At 70.8% G+C, this 15,127-nt stretch carries 17 protein-coding genes; 4 read left to right on the top strand and 13 right to left on the bottom strand.

Annotated features, from left to right (window positions below):
- Nucleotides 1-101: 101 nt before the first annotated feature.
- Entirely contained in the window at nucleotides 102-320 is a 219-nt protein-coding gene (locus tag FV226_RS07145; protein WP_147751399.1) for a DUF2093 domain-containing protein, read from the top strand.
- Nucleotides 321-433: 113 nt separating this feature from the next.
- Here the strand turns inward: FV226_RS07145 and FV226_RS07140 are convergent, their stop codons facing one another.
- The 7 genes from FV226_RS07140 to FV226_RS07110 all read right to left on the bottom strand — a co-directional run bounded on the left by FV226_RS07140 (nucleotide 434) and on the right by FV226_RS07110 (nucleotide 6,025).
- The gene (locus FV226_RS07140; RefSeq protein ID WP_147751398.1) at nucleotides 434-814 is read right to left on the bottom strand and encodes a VOC family protein; all 381 of its coding nucleotides are present in this window, start codon (nucleotides 812-814) and stop codon (nucleotides 434-436) included.
- 17 nt (nucleotides 815-831) lie between these two features.
- The gene (gene glp / locus FV226_RS07135) at nucleotides 832-2,058 is read right to left on the bottom strand and encodes a gephyrin-like molybdotransferase Glp (RefSeq protein ID WP_147762348.1); all 1,227 of its coding nucleotides are present in this window, start codon (nucleotides 2,056-2,058) and stop codon (nucleotides 832-834) included.
- A 28-nt stretch (nucleotides 2,059-2,086) separates the two neighbouring features.
- Nucleotides 2,087-2,578 (bottom strand): cyclic pyranopterin monophosphate synthase MoaC, encoded by a 492-nt coding sequence (moaC, locus tag FV226_RS07130; RefSeq protein WP_147762347.1) that lies wholly within the window; start codon nucleotides 2,576-2,578, stop codon nucleotides 2,087-2,089.
- 2 nt (nucleotides 2,579-2,580) lie between these two features.
- Nucleotides 2,581-3,471, bottom strand: coding sequence for an indole-3-glycerol phosphate synthase TrpC (gene trpC, locus FV226_RS07125; RefSeq protein ID WP_147762346.1), 891 nt, complete (start codon nucleotides 3,469-3,471; stop codon nucleotides 2,581-2,583).
- A 9-nt stretch (nucleotides 3,472-3,480) separates the two neighbouring features.
- A complete protein-coding gene (trpD, locus tag FV226_RS07120; protein ID WP_147762345.1) occupies nucleotides 3,481-4,494 on the bottom strand; it encodes an anthranilate phosphoribosyltransferase in 1,014 nt (337 codons plus the stop codon).
- 35 nt (nucleotides 4,495-4,529) lie between these two features.
- A complete protein-coding gene (locus FV226_RS07115) occupies nucleotides 4,530-5,183 on the bottom strand; it encodes an aminodeoxychorismate/anthranilate synthase component II (RefSeq protein WP_147762344.1) in 654 nt (217 codons plus the stop codon).
- A 68-nt stretch (nucleotides 5,184-5,251) separates the two neighbouring features.
- Complete coding sequence (locus tag FV226_RS07110; protein WP_147762343.1) at nucleotides 5,252-6,025, bottom strand: VOC family protein; 774 nt, start codon at nucleotides 6,023-6,025, stop codon at nucleotides 5,252-5,254.
- A gap of 70 nt (nucleotides 6,026-6,095) precedes the next feature.
- Between FV226_RS07110 and FV226_RS07105 the strand changes: the two genes are divergently transcribed.
- Nucleotides 6,096-6,536, top strand: coding sequence for a MarR family transcriptional regulator (locus FV226_RS07105; protein ID WP_147762342.1), 441 nt, complete (start codon nucleotides 6,096-6,098; stop codon nucleotides 6,534-6,536).
- 23 nt (nucleotides 6,537-6,559) lie between these two features.
- Here FV226_RS07105 and trpE read toward each other — a convergent pair whose 3' ends face one another.
- The 5 genes from trpE to FV226_RS07080 all read right to left on the bottom strand — a co-directional run bounded on the left by trpE (nucleotide 6,560) and on the right by FV226_RS07080 (nucleotide 12,792).
- A complete protein-coding gene (gene trpE, locus FV226_RS07100; RefSeq protein ID WP_147762341.1) occupies nucleotides 6,560-8,077 on the bottom strand; it encodes an anthranilate synthase component I in 1,518 nt (505 codons plus the stop codon).
- A gap of 5 nt (nucleotides 8,078-8,082) precedes the next feature.
- Complete coding sequence (locus FV226_RS07095; RefSeq protein WP_147762340.1) at nucleotides 8,083-9,981, bottom strand: peptidylprolyl isomerase; 1,899 nt, start codon at nucleotides 9,979-9,981, stop codon at nucleotides 8,083-8,085.
- 131 nt (nucleotides 9,982-10,112) lie between these two features.
- Nucleotides 10,113-11,564 carry a pilus assembly protein TadG-related protein gene (locus FV226_RS07090; RefSeq protein WP_147762339.1) on the bottom strand — a complete coding sequence of 484 codons (1,452 nt, stop codon included), beginning with the start codon at nucleotides 11,562-11,564 and terminating at the stop codon, nucleotides 10,113-10,115.
- Nucleotides 11,549-12,208 (bottom strand): TadE family protein, encoded by a 660-nt coding sequence (locus FV226_RS07085; RefSeq protein WP_246685379.1) that lies wholly within the window; start codon nucleotides 12,206-12,208, stop codon nucleotides 11,549-11,551. The genes FV226_RS07090 and FV226_RS07085 overlap by 16 nt, the downstream gene beginning before the upstream one ends.
- 53 nt (nucleotides 12,209-12,261) lie before the next feature.
- Nucleotides 12,262-12,792 (bottom strand): TadE/TadG family type IV pilus assembly protein, encoded by a 531-nt coding sequence (locus tag FV226_RS07080; RefSeq protein WP_147762337.1) that lies wholly within the window; start codon nucleotides 12,790-12,792, stop codon nucleotides 12,262-12,264.
- Between the two features lie 272 nt (nucleotides 12,793-13,064).
- On the opposite strand from FV226_RS07080, the gene tpiA reads away from it, so the two are divergent.
- Nucleotides 13,065-13,826 (top strand): triose-phosphate isomerase, encoded by a 762-nt coding sequence (tpiA, locus tag FV226_RS07075; RefSeq protein ID WP_147762336.1) that lies wholly within the window; start codon nucleotides 13,065-13,067, stop codon nucleotides 13,824-13,826.
- Nucleotides 13,827-13,838: 12 nt separating this feature from the next.
- Here the strand turns inward: tpiA and FV226_RS07070 are convergent, their stop codons facing one another.
- Complete coding sequence (locus FV226_RS07070) at nucleotides 13,839-14,279, bottom strand: nuclear transport factor 2 family protein (protein WP_147762335.1); 441 nt, start codon at nucleotides 14,277-14,279, stop codon at nucleotides 13,839-13,841.
- Between the two features lie 264 nt (nucleotides 14,280-14,543).
- Here FV226_RS07070 and secG point away from each other — a divergent pair, with 264 nt between their 5' ends.
- Nucleotides 14,544-14,972: a preprotein translocase subunit SecG gene (gene secG, locus FV226_RS07065; RefSeq protein WP_147762334.1), complete on the top strand. Its 429-nt coding sequence runs from the start codon at nucleotides 14,544-14,546 to the stop codon at nucleotides 14,970-14,972.
- Nucleotides 14,973-15,127 lie beyond the last annotated feature (155 nt).

Here is a 15,127-nt window from a genome sequence, read left to right as displayed (position 1 = left end):
GAGGGGGGCGCGGGGCGGCGCATGCGGGTGCGGCGCCGGCTTTCCCTTGCCGGGGGCACGTTCTAGAACCGTCGCCAGGAATTCATCACCCGAGGACGACGATGCTGGGCCGGTACGAGCGCGGAGCGGGGGGCGAGGCGGTGGTCGCCTACGGCGACGGCACGATGCGCGTGGTGAAGCCCGGCGCCTTCGTGCGTTGCGCCACCACCGGCGTGCCGATCCTGCTCGACGACCTGCGCTACTGGAGCGCCGTGCGCCAGGAAGCCTACGCCACACCGGACGCCGTGATGGAGCGGCTGAAGCAGACCGGGCGGCCGTAGGCGGCGTTCATACTAAGTCTCATGGGTCAGGACCCATGAGGTCCGGCGGATTGCCGCCGCCCCGCAGTCGCGGGGGCCAGACCTCGATGAGTCGGGCTCATCGAGGTCTGGTATCAGACGTCGCGGCGTTCCAGGATCTCGATGCGGACGCCGTCCGGCCCGTCGATGAAGGCGACCCGCAGGCCCGGCCGCATCACCGTCGTCTCGACGAGCACCGTCACGCCGCGCGCCCGCAGGTCGGCCATCGTCGCGTCGATGTCGGCGACGCCGAGCCCGATATGTTCGATGCCGAGATGCGGTGCTGTCGCGGGCGGCGCGAGGTCGGCCGGCGCCTGCTCGATGAACACCCTCAGGCCGCCGAGGTCGAGCACGACCCGACTGAGCGGCGTGCCCTCGCGGCGGATCTCCCGCGCAGCGAGCGTGTCGACGTAGAAGGCGGCCGCGGCCGCCGCGTCGCGGCTGCGCAGGTGGACGTGGTCGATGTGGAAGTCCATTCGGTCCTCGCGGTGACCTAAATCAAAGCCCGGTCGAGCCGGATGATCCGACACGGGGCGCCGGCGCGCGCGGCCGGCGCGTGCGGTGCGCGGACCAGCAGCGCCTCGGCTCGGCCCAGCACCGCCAGCATCGACGAATCCTGTCGCGATTCCGGGTGCGCCACCGGCAGCCGGTCGGGGGCGGTGTCGAGCACGGCGCGCATGTAGTCCTGGCGCCCGTCGTTGGCGTCGAGGTCCCGGCCGAGGGTGGCGGGCTCGCTGCGGTCGGCCCCGGCGCGGGGATCGCCGAGCAGCGCACGGATTGCCGGCACGACGAAGAGCAGCCCGCAGACGATGGAGGAGACCGGGTTTCCCGGGAGCCCGATCACCAGCATGTCCCCGAGATGCCCGTGCATCAGCGGCTTGCCGGGGCGCAGCGCTACGCGCCAGAACCCGAGCTCCAGCCCTTCGGCGGCGAGCGCGGTCTGGACGAGGTCGTGGTCGCCGACCGAGGCGCCGCCGAGGGTCACCAGCAGGTCGGCCTCGGCCGAACGCGCCCGCGCGAACGCCGACTCCAGCGCCGGGAGCGTGTCGCCGGCGATGCCGAGGTCGATCGGCTCGCCGCCGGCGCCGTTCACCAGGGCGGCGAGCGCCAGCGCGTTCGAGGCGACGATCTGGTCCCAGGCCGGGATTTCGCCGGGCTGCACCAGCTCGTCGCCGGTGGCGAGGATCGCGACGCGGGGCTTGCGCCGAACCGCGACCCGGCCGCGGCCTGCCGCGGCGGCGAGGGCCAGGCGGCGCGCGTCCAGGGTGTCTCCCTCCGTCAGGAGCACGTCGCCTTCCGAGAAGTCGAGGCCGGCGCGGCGGACGAATCTGTGGGGCGTCACCGCTTCGAGAGCGTGGATCGTCGGGCCTTCGGCGCGTGCGTTCTCCTGGATCAGGATCCCGTCGGCGCCCTCGGGGACCGGGGCCCCGGTGAAGATCCGCACCGTCTCGCCGGGGCCGATCGTCCCCGAGAAGCCGTGGCCGGCGGCGCTCGTGCCGACGAGGCGCAGGCGAGTACCCCCGGTCGCGTCGGCGGCGCGCACGGCGTAGCCGTCCATGGCGGAGGCGGGGAAGGGCGGCTGCGTCCGGGTGGCGACGACGTCGACCGCCAGCGTCCGCCCGACGGCGGAGGCCAGCGGCACGTCCTCGGCCGCGGTCGCGCCGGGAACGCTTGCGAGGATGCGCGCCAGCGCCTCGGCGACGGGGATCAGTCCGCTCATTTAGCGTGCCCGGTCACTTGGCGCCCGATCACGCCGCGTCCTCCGCCCGGTAGGCGCCGGAGCGGCCGCCGTCCTTGGCGAGCAGGCGGATGCCCTCGATCCGCATGCCGCGGTCAGCCGCCTTCACCATGTCGTAGACCGTGAGGCAGGCCACCGAGACGGCGGTGAGCGCCTCCATCTCGACGCCGGTCGGCCCCTGTACGCGGACCTCCGCGGTGAGACGCAGGCCCGGCAGCGCGTCGTCGATCTCGCACTCGACGCGCACCTTTGTAAGGAGGAGCGGGTGGCAGAGCGGGATCAGCTCGTGGGTGCGCTTGGCCGCCATGATGCCGGCGAGCCGCGCGGTGCCGACCACGTCGCCCTTCTTGGCGTCGCCCTCGCGGATCAGCGCGAGGGTCGCCGGCAGCATCACCACCCGCCCCTCGGCGCGGGCGGTGCGGGTGGTCGCGGGCTTGTCGCCGACGTCGACCATGTTGGCCGCGCCGCTGGCGTCGAGGTGGGTGAGGCGAGGTTCGTCCACGCTCACGCCTTCGCCTTCTTCGCGGGCTTGGCGTTGAAAGGCTTGCCGCCGAACAGCAGCGCGTGCGTCGCCGCCGTCACGTCCGGCTGGCGCATCAGGCTCTCGCCGACGAGGACCACGTTGAGCCCGTGCCGGCCGAGCCGCGCCACGTCGTCGTGTCCGCCGATGCCGCTCTCGGCCACCGCGATGCGGTCGGGCGGGATCGCGGCGCCGAGCTTGATCGCGGTCTCGAACGAGACCTCGAAGGTCTTCAGGTTGCGGTTGTTGACGCCGATCAAGGCGGTGCCGAGGGGGATCGCGCGGGCGAGCTCGGCGGCGTCGTGGACCTCGACCAGCACGTCCATGCCGAGTTCCTTCGCGGTCTCGACCAGGGCCAAAGCCTCGTCGTCGTCGAGGCAGGCCATGATCGCCAGGATGCAGTCGGCGCCCCAGGCCCGCGCCTCGTAGACCTGGTAGGGCTCGAACAGGAAGTCCTTGCGCAGCACCGGAAGCCCGCAGGCGTCCCGCGCCTGGGTCAGGTATTCGGGCCGGCCCTGGAACGAGGGCTCGTCGGTGAGCACCGAAAGGCAGGTGGCCCCGCCCTTCTCGTAGGCCGCGGCGAGCGTCGCCGGGTCGAAATCCGCGCGGATCAGGCCCTTCGACGGCGATGCCTTCTTCACCTCGGCGATCAGGGCCGGGCGGCCTTCCGCCACGTGCGCGCGGATCGCGTCGGCGAAACCCCGCGGCGGCGAGGCCTTGGCGGCCCGCGTCTCCAGCTTGGTCAGCGGCACCCGCAGCTTCGCCTCGGCGATCTCGCGGCGCTTGTAGGCCTCGATGCGCGCGAGCACGCTCGAACGGTCGGTGGCCGGCGGCTCGGTCGGAGGCGGCGGCTCGGCGAGGGCGTCGGTGGCCATCGGTATCCCTTATCCGTTCGAGACCGCGACGAGGCGGGCCAGCGTCGCGCGGGCCGCCCCCGAATCGATCGCATCCTGCGCCCGCGCGACGCCGTCGGCGAGGGCATGCGCCGAACCTGCGACCACGAGCGCGGCGCCCGCATTGAGAACCGCGATGTCGCGGTAGGCGTTGCGCGCGCCCGAGAGCACCTGGCCGAGCGCCTGCGCATTGTGCTCGGGGTCGCCGCCGCGGAGCGCCTCGAGATCGTGCAGCGGCAGGCCGACGTCGCGCGGGTCGATCGCGAAGGTCGAGGTCCGCCCGTCCTCCAGCGCGACGACCTGGGTCGGGCCGGTGACGGTGATCTCGTCGAGGCCGTCCGAACCGTGGACGGTCCAGACCCGGCGGCTGCCGAGTTCCGCGAGGACGCGCGTCAGCGGCTCGGCCCAGGCGCCCTGCGAGACGCCCAGGAGCTGGCATTCGACGCCGGCGGGGTTCGAGAGCGGCCCGAGCAGGTTGAAGATGGTGCGGACCGGCAATTCCGAGCGCACCGCCGCCACGTGCCGCATCGCGCCGTGGTGAGTCTGGGCGAACATGAAGCACAGTCCGGCTTGGGTGAGGCACCGGCTCAGGCCCGCGGGGTCGAGGCCGAGCTTGACGCCGAGCGCTGCCAGCACGTCGGCCGCGCCCGAGCGCGAGGTCGCGGCGCGGTTGCCGTGCTTGGCCACCGGCACGCCGCAGGCCGCGGTGAGGATCGCGGCCAGCGTGGAGACGTTGTAGCTGCCCGAATGGTCGCCGCCGGTGCCGACCACGTCGACGCTGCCGGTGGGCGCCTCGACCCGGACCATGCGGGCGCGCATCGCCTCGACGGCGCCGACGATCTCCTCCGGCGTCTCGCCGCGGACCTTCAGGCCGACGAGGAAGGCCCCGGCCTGGACCGGGGTGACCTCCCCGGAAAGCAGGTCGTCGAAGGCCGCGCGAGCCTCGGCCCGGTCGAGGGAGAACCCGGCGGCGACCTTGGCGAGATGGGGCTTGAAGGATTCCATCGGCTCGACGGGCGGCGCGTTCGCGGGATGCCGCGTCAATGCACGCCGGGGCGGGCCTTGTCACCTGCCGGGTTTCGCCCGCGGCCGTGCGCCTGGTTCCACGCCGTCGCGATGTCGAGGAAGTTCTGCAGGATGCGCGTTCCGTGATGCGAGAGGATGCTCTCGGGGTGGAACTGCACCCCGTGCACCGGCAGGTGCGCGTGCTCCAGGCCCATGATCAGGCCGTCGGCCTCGGCGGTCACGGTCAGGGCCTCGGGGCAGCCGGCGCGGTCGACCACGAGAGAATGGTAGCGCGTGGCGTCGAAGCTGTCGTTGAGCCCGCGGAAGATGCCCGTCGCGCCGTGGCGGATGGTCGAGACCTTGCCGTGCATCGGCGAAGGCGCCCGCACCACGTCGCCGCCGAAGGCCTGCCCGATCGCCTGGAGGCCGAGGCAGACCCCGAAGATCGGGATCTCGCCCGAGAGCTGGCGCACCGCGTCGAGGCAGATGCCGGCCTCGTTCGGGGTGCAGGGGCCGGGCGACAGCACCAGGGCGTCGGGCGCGCGCGCGCGGATCTCGTCCACCGTCACCTGGTCGTTGCGCACCACCTCGATCGCGCCGCTGAGCGGGCCGATCAGGTGGACGAGGTTCCAGGTGAAGGAATCGTAGTTGTCGATGACGAGGACGGAGGGCGTCGGCGCAGGGCTCATGGCCGACGATCTGGCCCGGCGGGCCGCGTCGGTCAAGACGCCGCGAGCGTCCCCCTTCGCGTCGCGGATCAGGCCGCCGGTTTCGGCCCGACCAGGGCGAACGGCGTGCCCTGCGGGTCCTGGGCCTGGACGATCCAGTCGCCGCCGGGCACCGGGTGAGGACCCTGCAGGACCGTGCCGCCTGCCGCCGCGACGCGCTCGGCCGCGGCGTCGATCGCCTCGACGGCGATGTAGAACAACCAGGACGGGGCCGTCGGAAGCGGCGCGCTCATCATGCCGCCGAGGTCCACGCCGTAACGGGCGAAGACCTGGTAGGTGCCCATCGGCCCCATGTCGACGGCCATGGATGTCTCCCAGCCGAACAGCCCGGCATAGAAAGCGAAGGCCGGCTCCCAGTCGCGGGCGTGCAACTCGTGCCAGGCGAAGGGGCCGGGCGTGCCCCGCGGCGGCATCGGTGGCGGGGGGCCGTCGCCGCGGAAGAGCGCGAAGGCCGCGCCCTGCGGGTCGGCGGCCATGCAGAACCGGCCGACCCCGGGGATGTCCCGCGGCGCGAAGGTGATGCGCCCGCCGGCCGCCGTGACGCGCTCGGCGGAGGCGTCGACGTCGGCGACGCCGACATAGCCGAGCCATCCGTGCCGCGTGCCGGCGGGCGCCTCGCATCCGGCCGACGCCATCATCCCGCAGATGCGCACGTCGCCGACCGTCGCGAGGCGGTAGTCGATGCCGGGCATCCCCGCATCGACGATCGCCCAGCCGGCGACCGCGCCGTAGAAGGCCTGCGCCGCCGCGACGTCGGGGGTGGTCAGCTCGTACCAGACGAAGGTGCCCGCGTGATCCGCCATCGCCTTCGATCCTTTGCACGGGCCGGTTTGTCGCATTGCGATCTATGTTGATATCAACGTAGATCGATTCATGTCAACGGCCGTCTCCTTCGCGACCACCGCCCACATCCGCGACGCCTGCCTCTGCCTGCACGCGCAACGGGCCGCCCGCGCGCTCGGCCGCCGGTTCGACGACGCGCTTCGGCCCCTCGGGCTGACGAGCGGCCAGTTCTCGCTGCTGATGGCGCTGAACCGGCCCGAGCCCGCCGCGATGTCCGCGGTGGCGCGCCTCCTCGCCATGGACCGGACCACGCTGACCGCGGCCCTGAAGGTGCTGGAGCGGCGCGGCCTCGCGACGGTGGCGGTGGACCCGGAGGACCGGCGCGGGCGGCGTCTGTCCTTGACCGAGGCCGGCCGCGCAGGCCTCGCGGCCGCGGTTCCGGTCTGGCGCGCGACGCACGCGGCCGTCGAGGCGACGCTCGGCGGCGTCGACGCCGACATGCTGCGGACGGGCTTGCGCGCGCTCGCCTGAGGCGGCCCGCGCGTCGGCCGGACCTACTGCCCGCGCTTCGCCTGGGCCGCGAAACGCACCGCGTCCTCGGCGGCGCGGAACAGGGCGCGGGCCTTGTTCACGCATTCCTGTTGCTCGGAGGCCGGGTTCGAGTCGTAGACGATGCCGGCGCCGGCCTGGACGTGCATGCGACCGTCCTTCACGATCGCGGTGCGCAGGACGATGCAGGTGTCCATCTCGCCCTGCGCGCCGAAATAGCCGATGCAGCCGCCGTACGGTCCGCGCTTCTCGCGCTCCAGCTCGTCGATGATCTCCATCGCCCGCACCTTCGGCGCGCCCGAGACCGTGCCGGCCGGGAACCCGGCCGCCAGAGCCGCGAGGGTGTCGTGACGCGGGTCGAGGTCGCCCTCGACGTTCGAGACGATGTGCATCACGTGGCTGTAGTATTCGAGGAAGAATGAGCCGGTGACCGTGACAGTGCCGAGCTTGGCGACGCGGCCGACGTCGTTGCGGCCGAGGTCGAGCAGCATCAGGTGCTCGGAGCGCTCCTTCGGGTCGGCCAGGAGCTCCTCGGCCAGGGCCCGGTCCGCGGCCGGCGTCGCGCCGCGCGGGCGGGTGCCGGCGATCGGGCGGATCGTGACCTTGTCGTCGCGTACCCGCACCAGGATCTCGGGGCTCGAACAGACCACCTGGAAGTCGCAGAAGTCGAGGTAGCACAGGAACGGCGCCGGGTTCGTGCGCCGGAGCGAGCGGTACAGCGCGATCGCGGGCAGGGTGAACGGCGCCTCGAAGCGCTGCGACAGCACCACCTGGAACACGTCGCCGGCGACGATGTACTCCTTCGCCTTGGCCACCATCGCGAGGTAGGCCTCCGGCGTCGTGTTCGAGACCGGCTCGGGATGCGCCACCGCTGCAAGGTCGATCCGCGCCTCGATCGGCAGCGGCCCTTCCAGCGCCTCGGCGATCCGGTCGAGGCGGGCGAGCGCCGCCTCGTAGGCGGCCCGCGCCATCACGCCCGCGGCCGGCCGCACCGGGCAGACGACCGTGATCAGGTCGCGCACGGAGTCGAACACCACCATCACCCGCGGGCGCACGAGGATGGCGTCGGGCACGCCGAGCGGGTCGGGATTGGGCTCGGGCAGCCGCTCCATGGCGCGAACCATGTCGTAGCCGAGATAGCCGAACAGGCCGGCGGCCATCGGCGGTAGCTCGGGCCCCTCGCGCTCCACGATCGCGCTTTCGGCAATCAGCGCGCGCAGGGAATCGAGGGGCGCCCGGTCGTCGTCGGCGAAGTCGGCGAGGTCGCCGCGGGCCAGCGCCGCCCGGCCGTCGCGGCAGCGCCAGGCGAGGTCGGGATCGAGGCCGATCATCGAGTAGCGCCCGCGCACCACGCCGCCCTCGACCGACTCGAGCAGGAAGGCGGGGCCGGGATGGCGGGCGCGGAGCTTGAGGAACGCGGCGACCGGCGTCTCGAGGTCGGCCACCAGCGTCAGGTCGAGGAGGACCGGCCGTCCGGCCTCGTAGGCCGCCTCGTAGGCGGCGTAGTCGGACGCGTCCGCCACCGGCCTTAGGACTCGCCGCCGATCGCGCGCCGCAGGGCCGCCTGGTTGACGCTGACACCGGCGTTCTTCTGCACCTCGGCGATGTATTCGCCGAGCACGTCGTCGGCGAGCGCCGTGCGGAAGTTGCCCTCGATCGTCTTGTCCGCCGGGCTGCCGGCGACGAAGGCCGGCATCGTCGCGGCCTCGACCTTGTAGACCGCGCGCGACTCGCCCGCCGCCGCCGAGCCGGCCTTGCCGACGGCGGTGGCGAAGATGCGGTTGACCACGTCCACGGTCAGTGCGTCCTTGGCCTGGTTGCGGGCGAGGTCCTCGCCGTCCTGCGGGTTGACGCCGACCTCGGTGCCGAGCGCCTCGATGGTCTCGCCCTTGTCGAGCCGTTCGGCCAGCGCCTTGCCCTTGACCTGGAGCATGCGCGACACCTCGGCCTCGCGCCAGCCGGCGGCGACCGCGTCGCGGACCTCGTCGAGGGGCTTGTCGTGTGCGGCGTCGATCTTGGTCACGTCGTACCAGACGTAGCCGCCGGCCTTGGTCCGCAGCGGCTCGTTGTCCCCGCCGATCTCGGCGCGGTAGAGCGCCGGCAGCGTCGTCTCGGAATCGGGGATGCCGGAGACCGTCTGGCCCGCCGGGTCTTTCCCCTGCGCGTTGACCGCCGGGATCGTCACGATCGGCAGGTCGCGCTCCTTCGCGATGTCGGCGAGGGGCTTGGCGCCGGCGCGCTGGTCCTCGATCGCGTCGTGGATCTTGTCGACGCCTTCGCGGGCACGCGCCAGGGCGATCTGCTTGCGGATCTCCGGCTCGACCTCGGCCAGCGTCTTCACCGTCGCCGGCTCGATCGCGGTGACGTGGAGGAGCACCGTGCCGAAGCGGCCCTTCACGGGCTGGCTGGTGCCGTCCTTCTCAAGGCCGAAGGCGGCGTCGGCCACCGCCGGGTCGAACAGCTCGGCCCGGGTCAGCGTCCCCAGCGTCAGGTCCTTGCCGTCGGCACCGCGCTCCTGCGCCACCGCATCGAAGCCCTTGCCCTCCGTGATCGCCTTGCGCGCCGCCTCGGCGGCGGCGGCGTCGGGGAACACGATCTGCTGGATCGTGCGCTTCTCGGGCGAGCCGAAGCGCGCCTTCTCCTGGTCGTAGACCTTCTGCACCTCCTCGGCCGTGACGGCGTCGGGCTTGGCCATCGCCGTCGGGTCGAGGACCAGCAGGGTCGCGGCGCGGTATTCCGGCGCACGGTAGGCCGAGCGATTGCCCTCGTAATAGGCCTTCAGCGCATCCTCGCTCGGCGCCGCGATGTCGCCGGCGGCGGACGGCGGCAGCATCAGGTAGGCGGCCTTGCGGCGCTCGGTGGCGTAGCGGTGCACAGCCAAGCGCATCGCCTCCGGCACGTGCAGGTCGGCGGAGACCGCCTCGGCGAGCTGCAGCCGGGCGATGACGGCGCGCTGCTCGCGCACGAACATCGCCTCGTTCAGGCCGGCGCGCTGGAGGGTCTGGTAGAACAGCGCCGACTCGAACTGGCCTTGCGCGTTCTGGAAGCTCTTCTCGTCGTGGATCGCCCGGATCACCGAGGTGTCGGGCACCGCGAGGCCGAGGTCGTGGGTCTTCTGGTCCAGCGACGCCTCGGTGACGAGCTGCGACAGCACCTGCCGGTCGACGCCGAGGGCGCGGGCCTGGTCCGGGGTCAGCGTGCGCCGCATCTGCGTCTGGTAGCGCTGCAGCTGGTTCTGGTAGGCGGTGCGCACGGCCTCGGCGGTGATCGGCGTCTTGCCGACCGTGGCCACCGGGGTCGAGGAGCCGCCGCGGAAGAACTCCTCCACGCCGAAGACCGCGACGCCCGCGATCAGGAACGTGAAGATCACCGTCAGCACGATCTTGCCGAGCCAGTGCTGGCTGGCGTTGCGGATGTTCTGCAGCATGCTGGTGGCTTGACTCTCTTGCAGGCTCGCGCGCGCTCGGATCGCCGGGGCGGGCGCCGCGAGGCGCCGTCCTTCGATCCGCCCGCGATAGCCTAGTCCGCCCCGGCAGGCAAAGGCGGGCGCGCGACCGCCTACTGCGTCAGGCGGGTCATCTTCACGGCGCGGTCGAACATCGTGCTTAGCGCGGTGGCGATATCGTCCGAGGTGTTGGCGGTGAAGAAGTAACCCGGCGAGGCACAGCTCTTCAGGGGCGTCGCGAGTGTTGGGCTGATGCCGTTTACCCGGGTGTTTTCACCGGCCGTATAGCTACCGTCGTCCGGAGAGTTGATGAAGATATAAGGAATGTATAGGATCGAAATCGTCGCGCCCGCAGTCTTCAGCGCGCTGCAATTTGCAGGGTCGATCTTGGCTGGGCTCGAGCCATCCCAGTCGGCGTTCGCGTAACCAGAAAATTTGGACGGATTGCCGGGATACGTATACTTGCCGTTCTTCGAAACGTAATAATGTTGACCGTTCTGCATGCCGTCCGTGATGAGAAACAGGAACGGCTTGGGATTGCCAGTGGACGAGCCGTCCCCGAAGGCCGAGATCGCCGACTTCATTTGAGGTAGGGCGACCTCGAAATGCGTTCCGCCGCTCCCCGTGCCGGTGCTTGGATCGCCGTTTATCGAGAGCTGGGTGGTGTTGGTATCAAGGAGGTTCGTGAGCGCCATCGGCCATGTTTTCGCGCAGTCGGCCGCGGTGCTTGCGGTGGCGAGATTGCTGGAGAGCGGGGAGAGTGTCGCCAACTGGTTGATGAACGGATAGATGCCGACCCGATACTGGTTCGGGACCAACTGGTTCGCGGCGCGCTGAAGGAGCAGGCAGACGGCGTTGTTGACCGAGTCCGAACGCAACTGGATCTGCGGCTTGGCATTCACTGCCTTGTTCCATCCGTTTTTTGAGGGGAAGTGGCAGGCGAACATGCAACCCTGTGAGGAGTCGGACTCGATGTTTATGTCGGCAAGCCGCTTCATGTCTTTTGTCGAGGTCGGTAGCCCCATCGACCCTGAGACATCGACCATCAGATAGAAGTCGAGGTAGCTCGCGAGGTCGGTCGAGGCCGTGACGGTGTTGGCGAGATTCGTCGTCGGCGCGCGGAAAATCCGGCCGAAGTTGTTCGTCACCGTGGCCGTGTAGGCGACCGTCGAGGTCAGGGTCTGGCCGCTCGATACCAGCTGCGGCGTCTGGAGCGTGTAGGTGGCGTAGGGGACGGTGCCCGCGTTCACGTTGAAGATGTTGGTGGCTTGGTTGATGCCCGCCGCGATCGCCTTGGCGGTGAGGTTGGCTTGGCCCTGATTGGCGGCGATGTAGGCCTTGGCGGTCGCCACGGCCGCGACCGCGGCGGCATCCGCTGCGTTGTCGAGCTTGGTCTTGTTGGTCATCGAGACGCCGTAATCGACCCCGAGCCCGATGAGGCCGATCATCGGGATCAGGCTGAGGCCGAAGATCATCGCGATGTTGCCGTCACGCGCCGCAGCGAAGCTCGGGCGCGAGGCGGAGGGGCGGCCGACCCGGCGAAGGTTCGTCAGTAGCCAGGACATTTCGAGCCGATCCCGTCGTTGTTCGTGGTGTCGTAGTTGATGAGGTCGGCGTAGCGCGGCTGGACGTAGACCGAGCGGGCGATCTGGCTGGCCGGGAAGAACTTCGCGCCGAAGGTCGGCTTGAACGTGAAGACCACGTCGATGACGATGAGCGAGCCTGGGCCGTAGACCGAGCGTGGAAGGGTGCCGGTGCTCGGCGCCGCCGTGTTGTCGGCGGGCTGCAGCGGAGTGCTGCAAAGCCGCTTGTTGCCGCCGTAGGTCCCCGTGCTCGTCCAGACGACGTTGGCGTTGTAGCAGGCGCTCATGTCGGCGCTGTTGGTGCAACCGGCAGACTTCTGAGAGAAGGCAACGCTGGTGTAGTTGATGAGGATGTCCTGCCACCACAGCAGACCTTGCCGCTGGGCGTCCTTCATCACGTAGGGGAACAGGACGAGCGCCGCGTCGAAGCTGAAATGCAGGTCGGTCGCGTTGACCGTCGCGATGGTGGAGCCCTGCGGCGGTACGGCCTGGGAAATCATCTGGCTGATCGATTGCGCGACGAGCTCGACCTTTCGCGTCGCGTTGACGTAGGTGATGACCTGGATGCCGCCCAGCATCAGCATGAGCAGGATCGGGAAGACGATCGCGAACTCGACGATCGACACGCCGCGTCCGTCGTCACGAAAGCGTCGCGCCAGAACTGTCGGGCCGCGCGCCATCAGAACTTCTCGTTGCGGAACGCCGCGGTCGAGACCGCGAGGTAGCTCTTGGTGCCGCCGTTCCCGAGCATGGACGCGAAGGCCGCGGGCAGGACGGGGATCGGATAGATCACCTGCAGGTACTGGTAGTCGCCGGCATTCCCGAGATTGTATTGGCCCGGGCCGCTGCTCTGCGACGGGATCTGCAATCCGCTGCCGTCCGGCTTGACGAAATTGTAGTATCCGCCCGCGGAAGGCAGCGGGACGATGTAGAGGTTCACCACGACGTTCGCGCACGACATCACGCTCGGAAGCTTGCTGCAGAGCGCGGTCTTGAAGGTGGCCTGATCCGTGGACCCGAACTGGGCTTTGCCGGTCATGACCTGACGCGCGGCCTGGCTCGTGGCGTAATCCAGCCGCTGGTTGACGAACAGAACCAGGGCGGCGACCATGACGAACGTGATCGTCAACAGCAGCATCGGCGCCACGAGGGCGAACTCGACCGCCGTCGCCCCACTTCGACCCTGTAGCAATTGCCGTGCACCGCGCATGCCCTGTCATGGCACGGCAGGAATTAAGGCCAGTCTAACATAGTGTAGTCTTTTCGGGCCTAATGCCCCGTCGCCTGGACGGCATTCCGCGCGGTTCGCGGGCCATTTCCCGATGCGCCCCTTTCGGGCTGCTTTGGCTCACAGCGAGCGTCGCATGATCTTCGCCTGCGATCGTCTCACGCGGGCGCCGATCCGGTTTGCGCCCTCGGGCGGGCTCTGGTAGCCCCGGCCCCCGCATGCGACGGGCGGCGCAAGGGACGGCAGGGACATCGATGATGCGTTCGGGACGGCGGCCCCTGGTTGCGGGCAACTGGAAGATGAACGGGACGCGGGCCTCGATCCCCGTGGTCGACGCGGTGCGGACCGGGCTGTCGCCGGCGCTCGCCGAGACCATCGACCTGCTGATCTGCCCGCCCTCGACGCTGATCTCGGCCTGCGTGGCCGCGACCTACGATTCGCCGATCGCCATCGGCGGCCAGAACCTGCACGCCAAGCCGAGCGGCGCCTTCACCGGCTCGATCTCCGCCGAGATGCTGGCCGACCTCGGCGCCACCTACGTCATCGTGGGCCATTCCGAGCGCCGGGCCTACCACCACGAGACCGACGACGGCGTCCACGCCAAGGCGCTCGGCGCCCGGCGCGCGGGCCTGTGCGGCATCATCTGCGTCGGCGAGACCATGGAGGAGCGCGAGCAGGGCCGGGCGCTGGACATCGTGCGCGCGCAGCTCGCGATCGGCACGCCGAAGGGCGCCACCGCGGCCGACACCGTGATCGCCTACGAGCCGGTCTGGGCGATCGGCTCGGGCCGCACGCCGACGGCGCGCGAGATCGCCGAGGTCCACGCCTCCCTGCGCGAGATGCTCGACAAGCTCGTCGGCGAGGAGGCGGCCAAGATCCGCATCCTCTACGGCGGCTCGGTCAAGCCCGGCAACGCCCGCGAGCTGCTCTCGGTGGAGAACGTCGACGGCGCGCTCGTCGGCGGCGCGAGCCTCGTCGCCGAGGACTTTCTGGGGATCTGCGCGGCCTACGCCTGAGCGGCGCCTCGCTCAGATCTTGTAGGCCTGCCGGGCGAGCAGCCGCCAGCGGCCGCCGTCGCGGTGCCAGACCTGCATCACGCCGATGCGCACCGGCACGGTCTTGCCGCCGGAGGTCGTCTCGCCGCTGAAGACGTGCCGGGCGATGGCGTCCTCCCCGACGACCGAGACCGAGCGGTCCGACAGGACGATGCTCGGGAAGGCGGAGCGCCGGCTCGTCAGCTCGTCGACGAAGGCGGCCTTGTCCTGCACCGCGCCGCCGGAATGGCCGTAGCTCAGGCCGTCGAGCACCAGCGCGTCCAGGGCGGCGGCGTCCGGTGCGAGCAGGGCGGCGGTCAGGGCGTCGACCGCCGCCTCCACCTCGGCCTCCGCGCCGGCGGATGCTGCAGGGTTGGAGGCGAGGAGGGCTGCGGCGAGAGCGAGAGCGAGCAGGGGGCGGCGTGCGATGGGCATGGCGTCTTCCTTCCGATCCGGTCGGGGCGCGTTGGCCGCGCCAGGTTCCGACGCCGTCTTTGAGCATGCGGAGCCCACGTGCGGCGAGGCGGACGGCTGACATCGCGTCGGCGATCGTCATGTTTGGCGCCCGCCCGCTTGTGGTGTATGCCCCCGCCAGATGGGCAGCCGGTGCGACGCAGCGCCGGCCGCCGCGTCCGGTTCCCACCCCAGCGGGCGGCTCGCGGGACCGGCGCACGCACTGAAAACGATTCCGGAAACCCGATGCAGACCGTCCTGATCGTCGTCCACCTCATCATCGTGTTGTCGCTGATCGGCGTCGTGCTGCTGCAGCGCTCCGAGGGCGGCCTCGGCCTCGGTGCGGGCAGCAGCGGCGGCGGCGTCTCCGGCTTCATGACCGGGCGCGGCCAGGCCAACGCGCTGACGCGGGCGACCGCGATCCTCGCCGCCCTCTTCTTCGTCACCAGCCTGACTCTGGCGGTGATGTCGCACCGCTCCGCCGCGCCGAAGTCGATCCTCGACGGCGCCGGCGGCACCGCGCAGCCGACCGGCCAGCCCGCGGGCGCCGACAACCTGCTCGACACTCTGCGCCGCCAGAACAACGCCCCGGCCGAGGGCACTCCGACGGCGCCCGCCGCTCCGGCTCCCGCTCCGGCTCAGCCTGCCGTTCCGGACGCGCCGCAGTCGCGTTGAACGCCGCGTCGCACCCTGGACGGCGCAGCCGCGCCGTTCGATCGGACAAAAGAAACTTAACGCTCCCGCCCTAGGCCTGCCCAATCCAGCGTTGCGCGATTTCCGTGGGGATCGCGCGATGCGGGTGTCATGCCGTTTGGCGAATCGCCCAGCCT

The organism is Methylobacterium sp. WL12, assembly GCF_008039475.1.
GTDB classification, from domain to species: domain Bacteria; phylum Pseudomonadota; class Alphaproteobacteria; order Rhizobiales; family Beijerinckiaceae; genus Methylobacterium; species Methylobacterium cerastii.
The sequence above is the reverse complement of the archived record's forward strand: the minus strand, read 5'-3'. Positions and strand labels throughout refer to the sequence as shown.

Excerpts from the sequence above, each read along its gene's own strand:
- FV226_RS07145 (WP_147751399.1), top strand. The coding sequence starts at position 102 with ATGCTGGGCCGGTACGAGCGCGGAGCGGGGGGCGAGGCGGTGGTCGCC.
- FV226_RS07140 (WP_147751398.1), bottom strand. The coding sequence starts at position 814 with ATGGACTTCCACATCGACCACGTCCACCTGCGCAGCCGCGACGCGGCG.
- glp (WP_147762348.1), bottom strand. The coding sequence starts at position 2,058 with ATGAGCGGACTGATCCCCGTCGCCGAGGCGCTGGCGCGCATCCTCGCA.
- trpC (WP_147762346.1), bottom strand. The coding sequence starts at position 3,471 with ATGGCCACCGACGCCCTCGCCGAGCCGCCGCCTCCGACCGAGCCGCCG.
- trpD (WP_147762345.1), bottom strand. The coding sequence starts at position 4,494 with ATGGAATCCTTCAAGCCCCATCTCGCCAAGGTCGCCGCCGGGTTCTCC.
- FV226_RS07115 (WP_147762344.1), bottom strand. The coding sequence starts at position 5,183 with ATGAGCCCTGCGCCGACGCCCTCCGTCCTCGTCATCGACAACTACGAT.
- FV226_RS07110 (WP_147762343.1), bottom strand. The coding sequence starts at position 6,025 with ATGGCGGATCACGCGGGCACCTTCGTCTGGTACGAGCTGACCACCCCC.
- FV226_RS07105 (WP_147762342.1), top strand. The coding sequence starts at position 6,096 with ATGTCAACGGCCGTCTCCTTCGCGACCACCGCCCACATCCGCGACGCC.
- FV226_RS07095 (WP_147762340.1), bottom strand. The coding sequence starts at position 9,981 with ATGCTGCAGAACATCCGCAACGCCAGCCAGCACTGGCTCGGCAAGATC.
- FV226_RS07090 (WP_147762339.1), bottom strand. The coding sequence starts at position 11,564 with ATGTCCTGGCTACTGACGAACCTTCGCCGGGTCGGCCGCCCCTCCGCC.
- FV226_RS07080 (WP_147762337.1), bottom strand. The coding sequence starts at position 12,792 with ATGCGCGGTGCACGGCAATTGCTACAGGGTCGAAGTGGGGCGACGGCG.
- tpiA (WP_147762336.1), top strand. The coding sequence starts at position 13,065 with ATGATGCGTTCGGGACGGCGGCCCCTGGTTGCGGGCAACTGGAAGATG.
- FV226_RS07070 (WP_147762335.1), bottom strand. The coding sequence starts at position 14,279 with ATGCCCATCGCACGCCGCCCCCTGCTCGCTCTCGCTCTCGCCGCAGCC.
- secG (WP_147762334.1), top strand. The coding sequence starts at position 14,544 with ATGCAGACCGTCCTGATCGTCGTCCACCTCATCATCGTGTTGTCGCTG.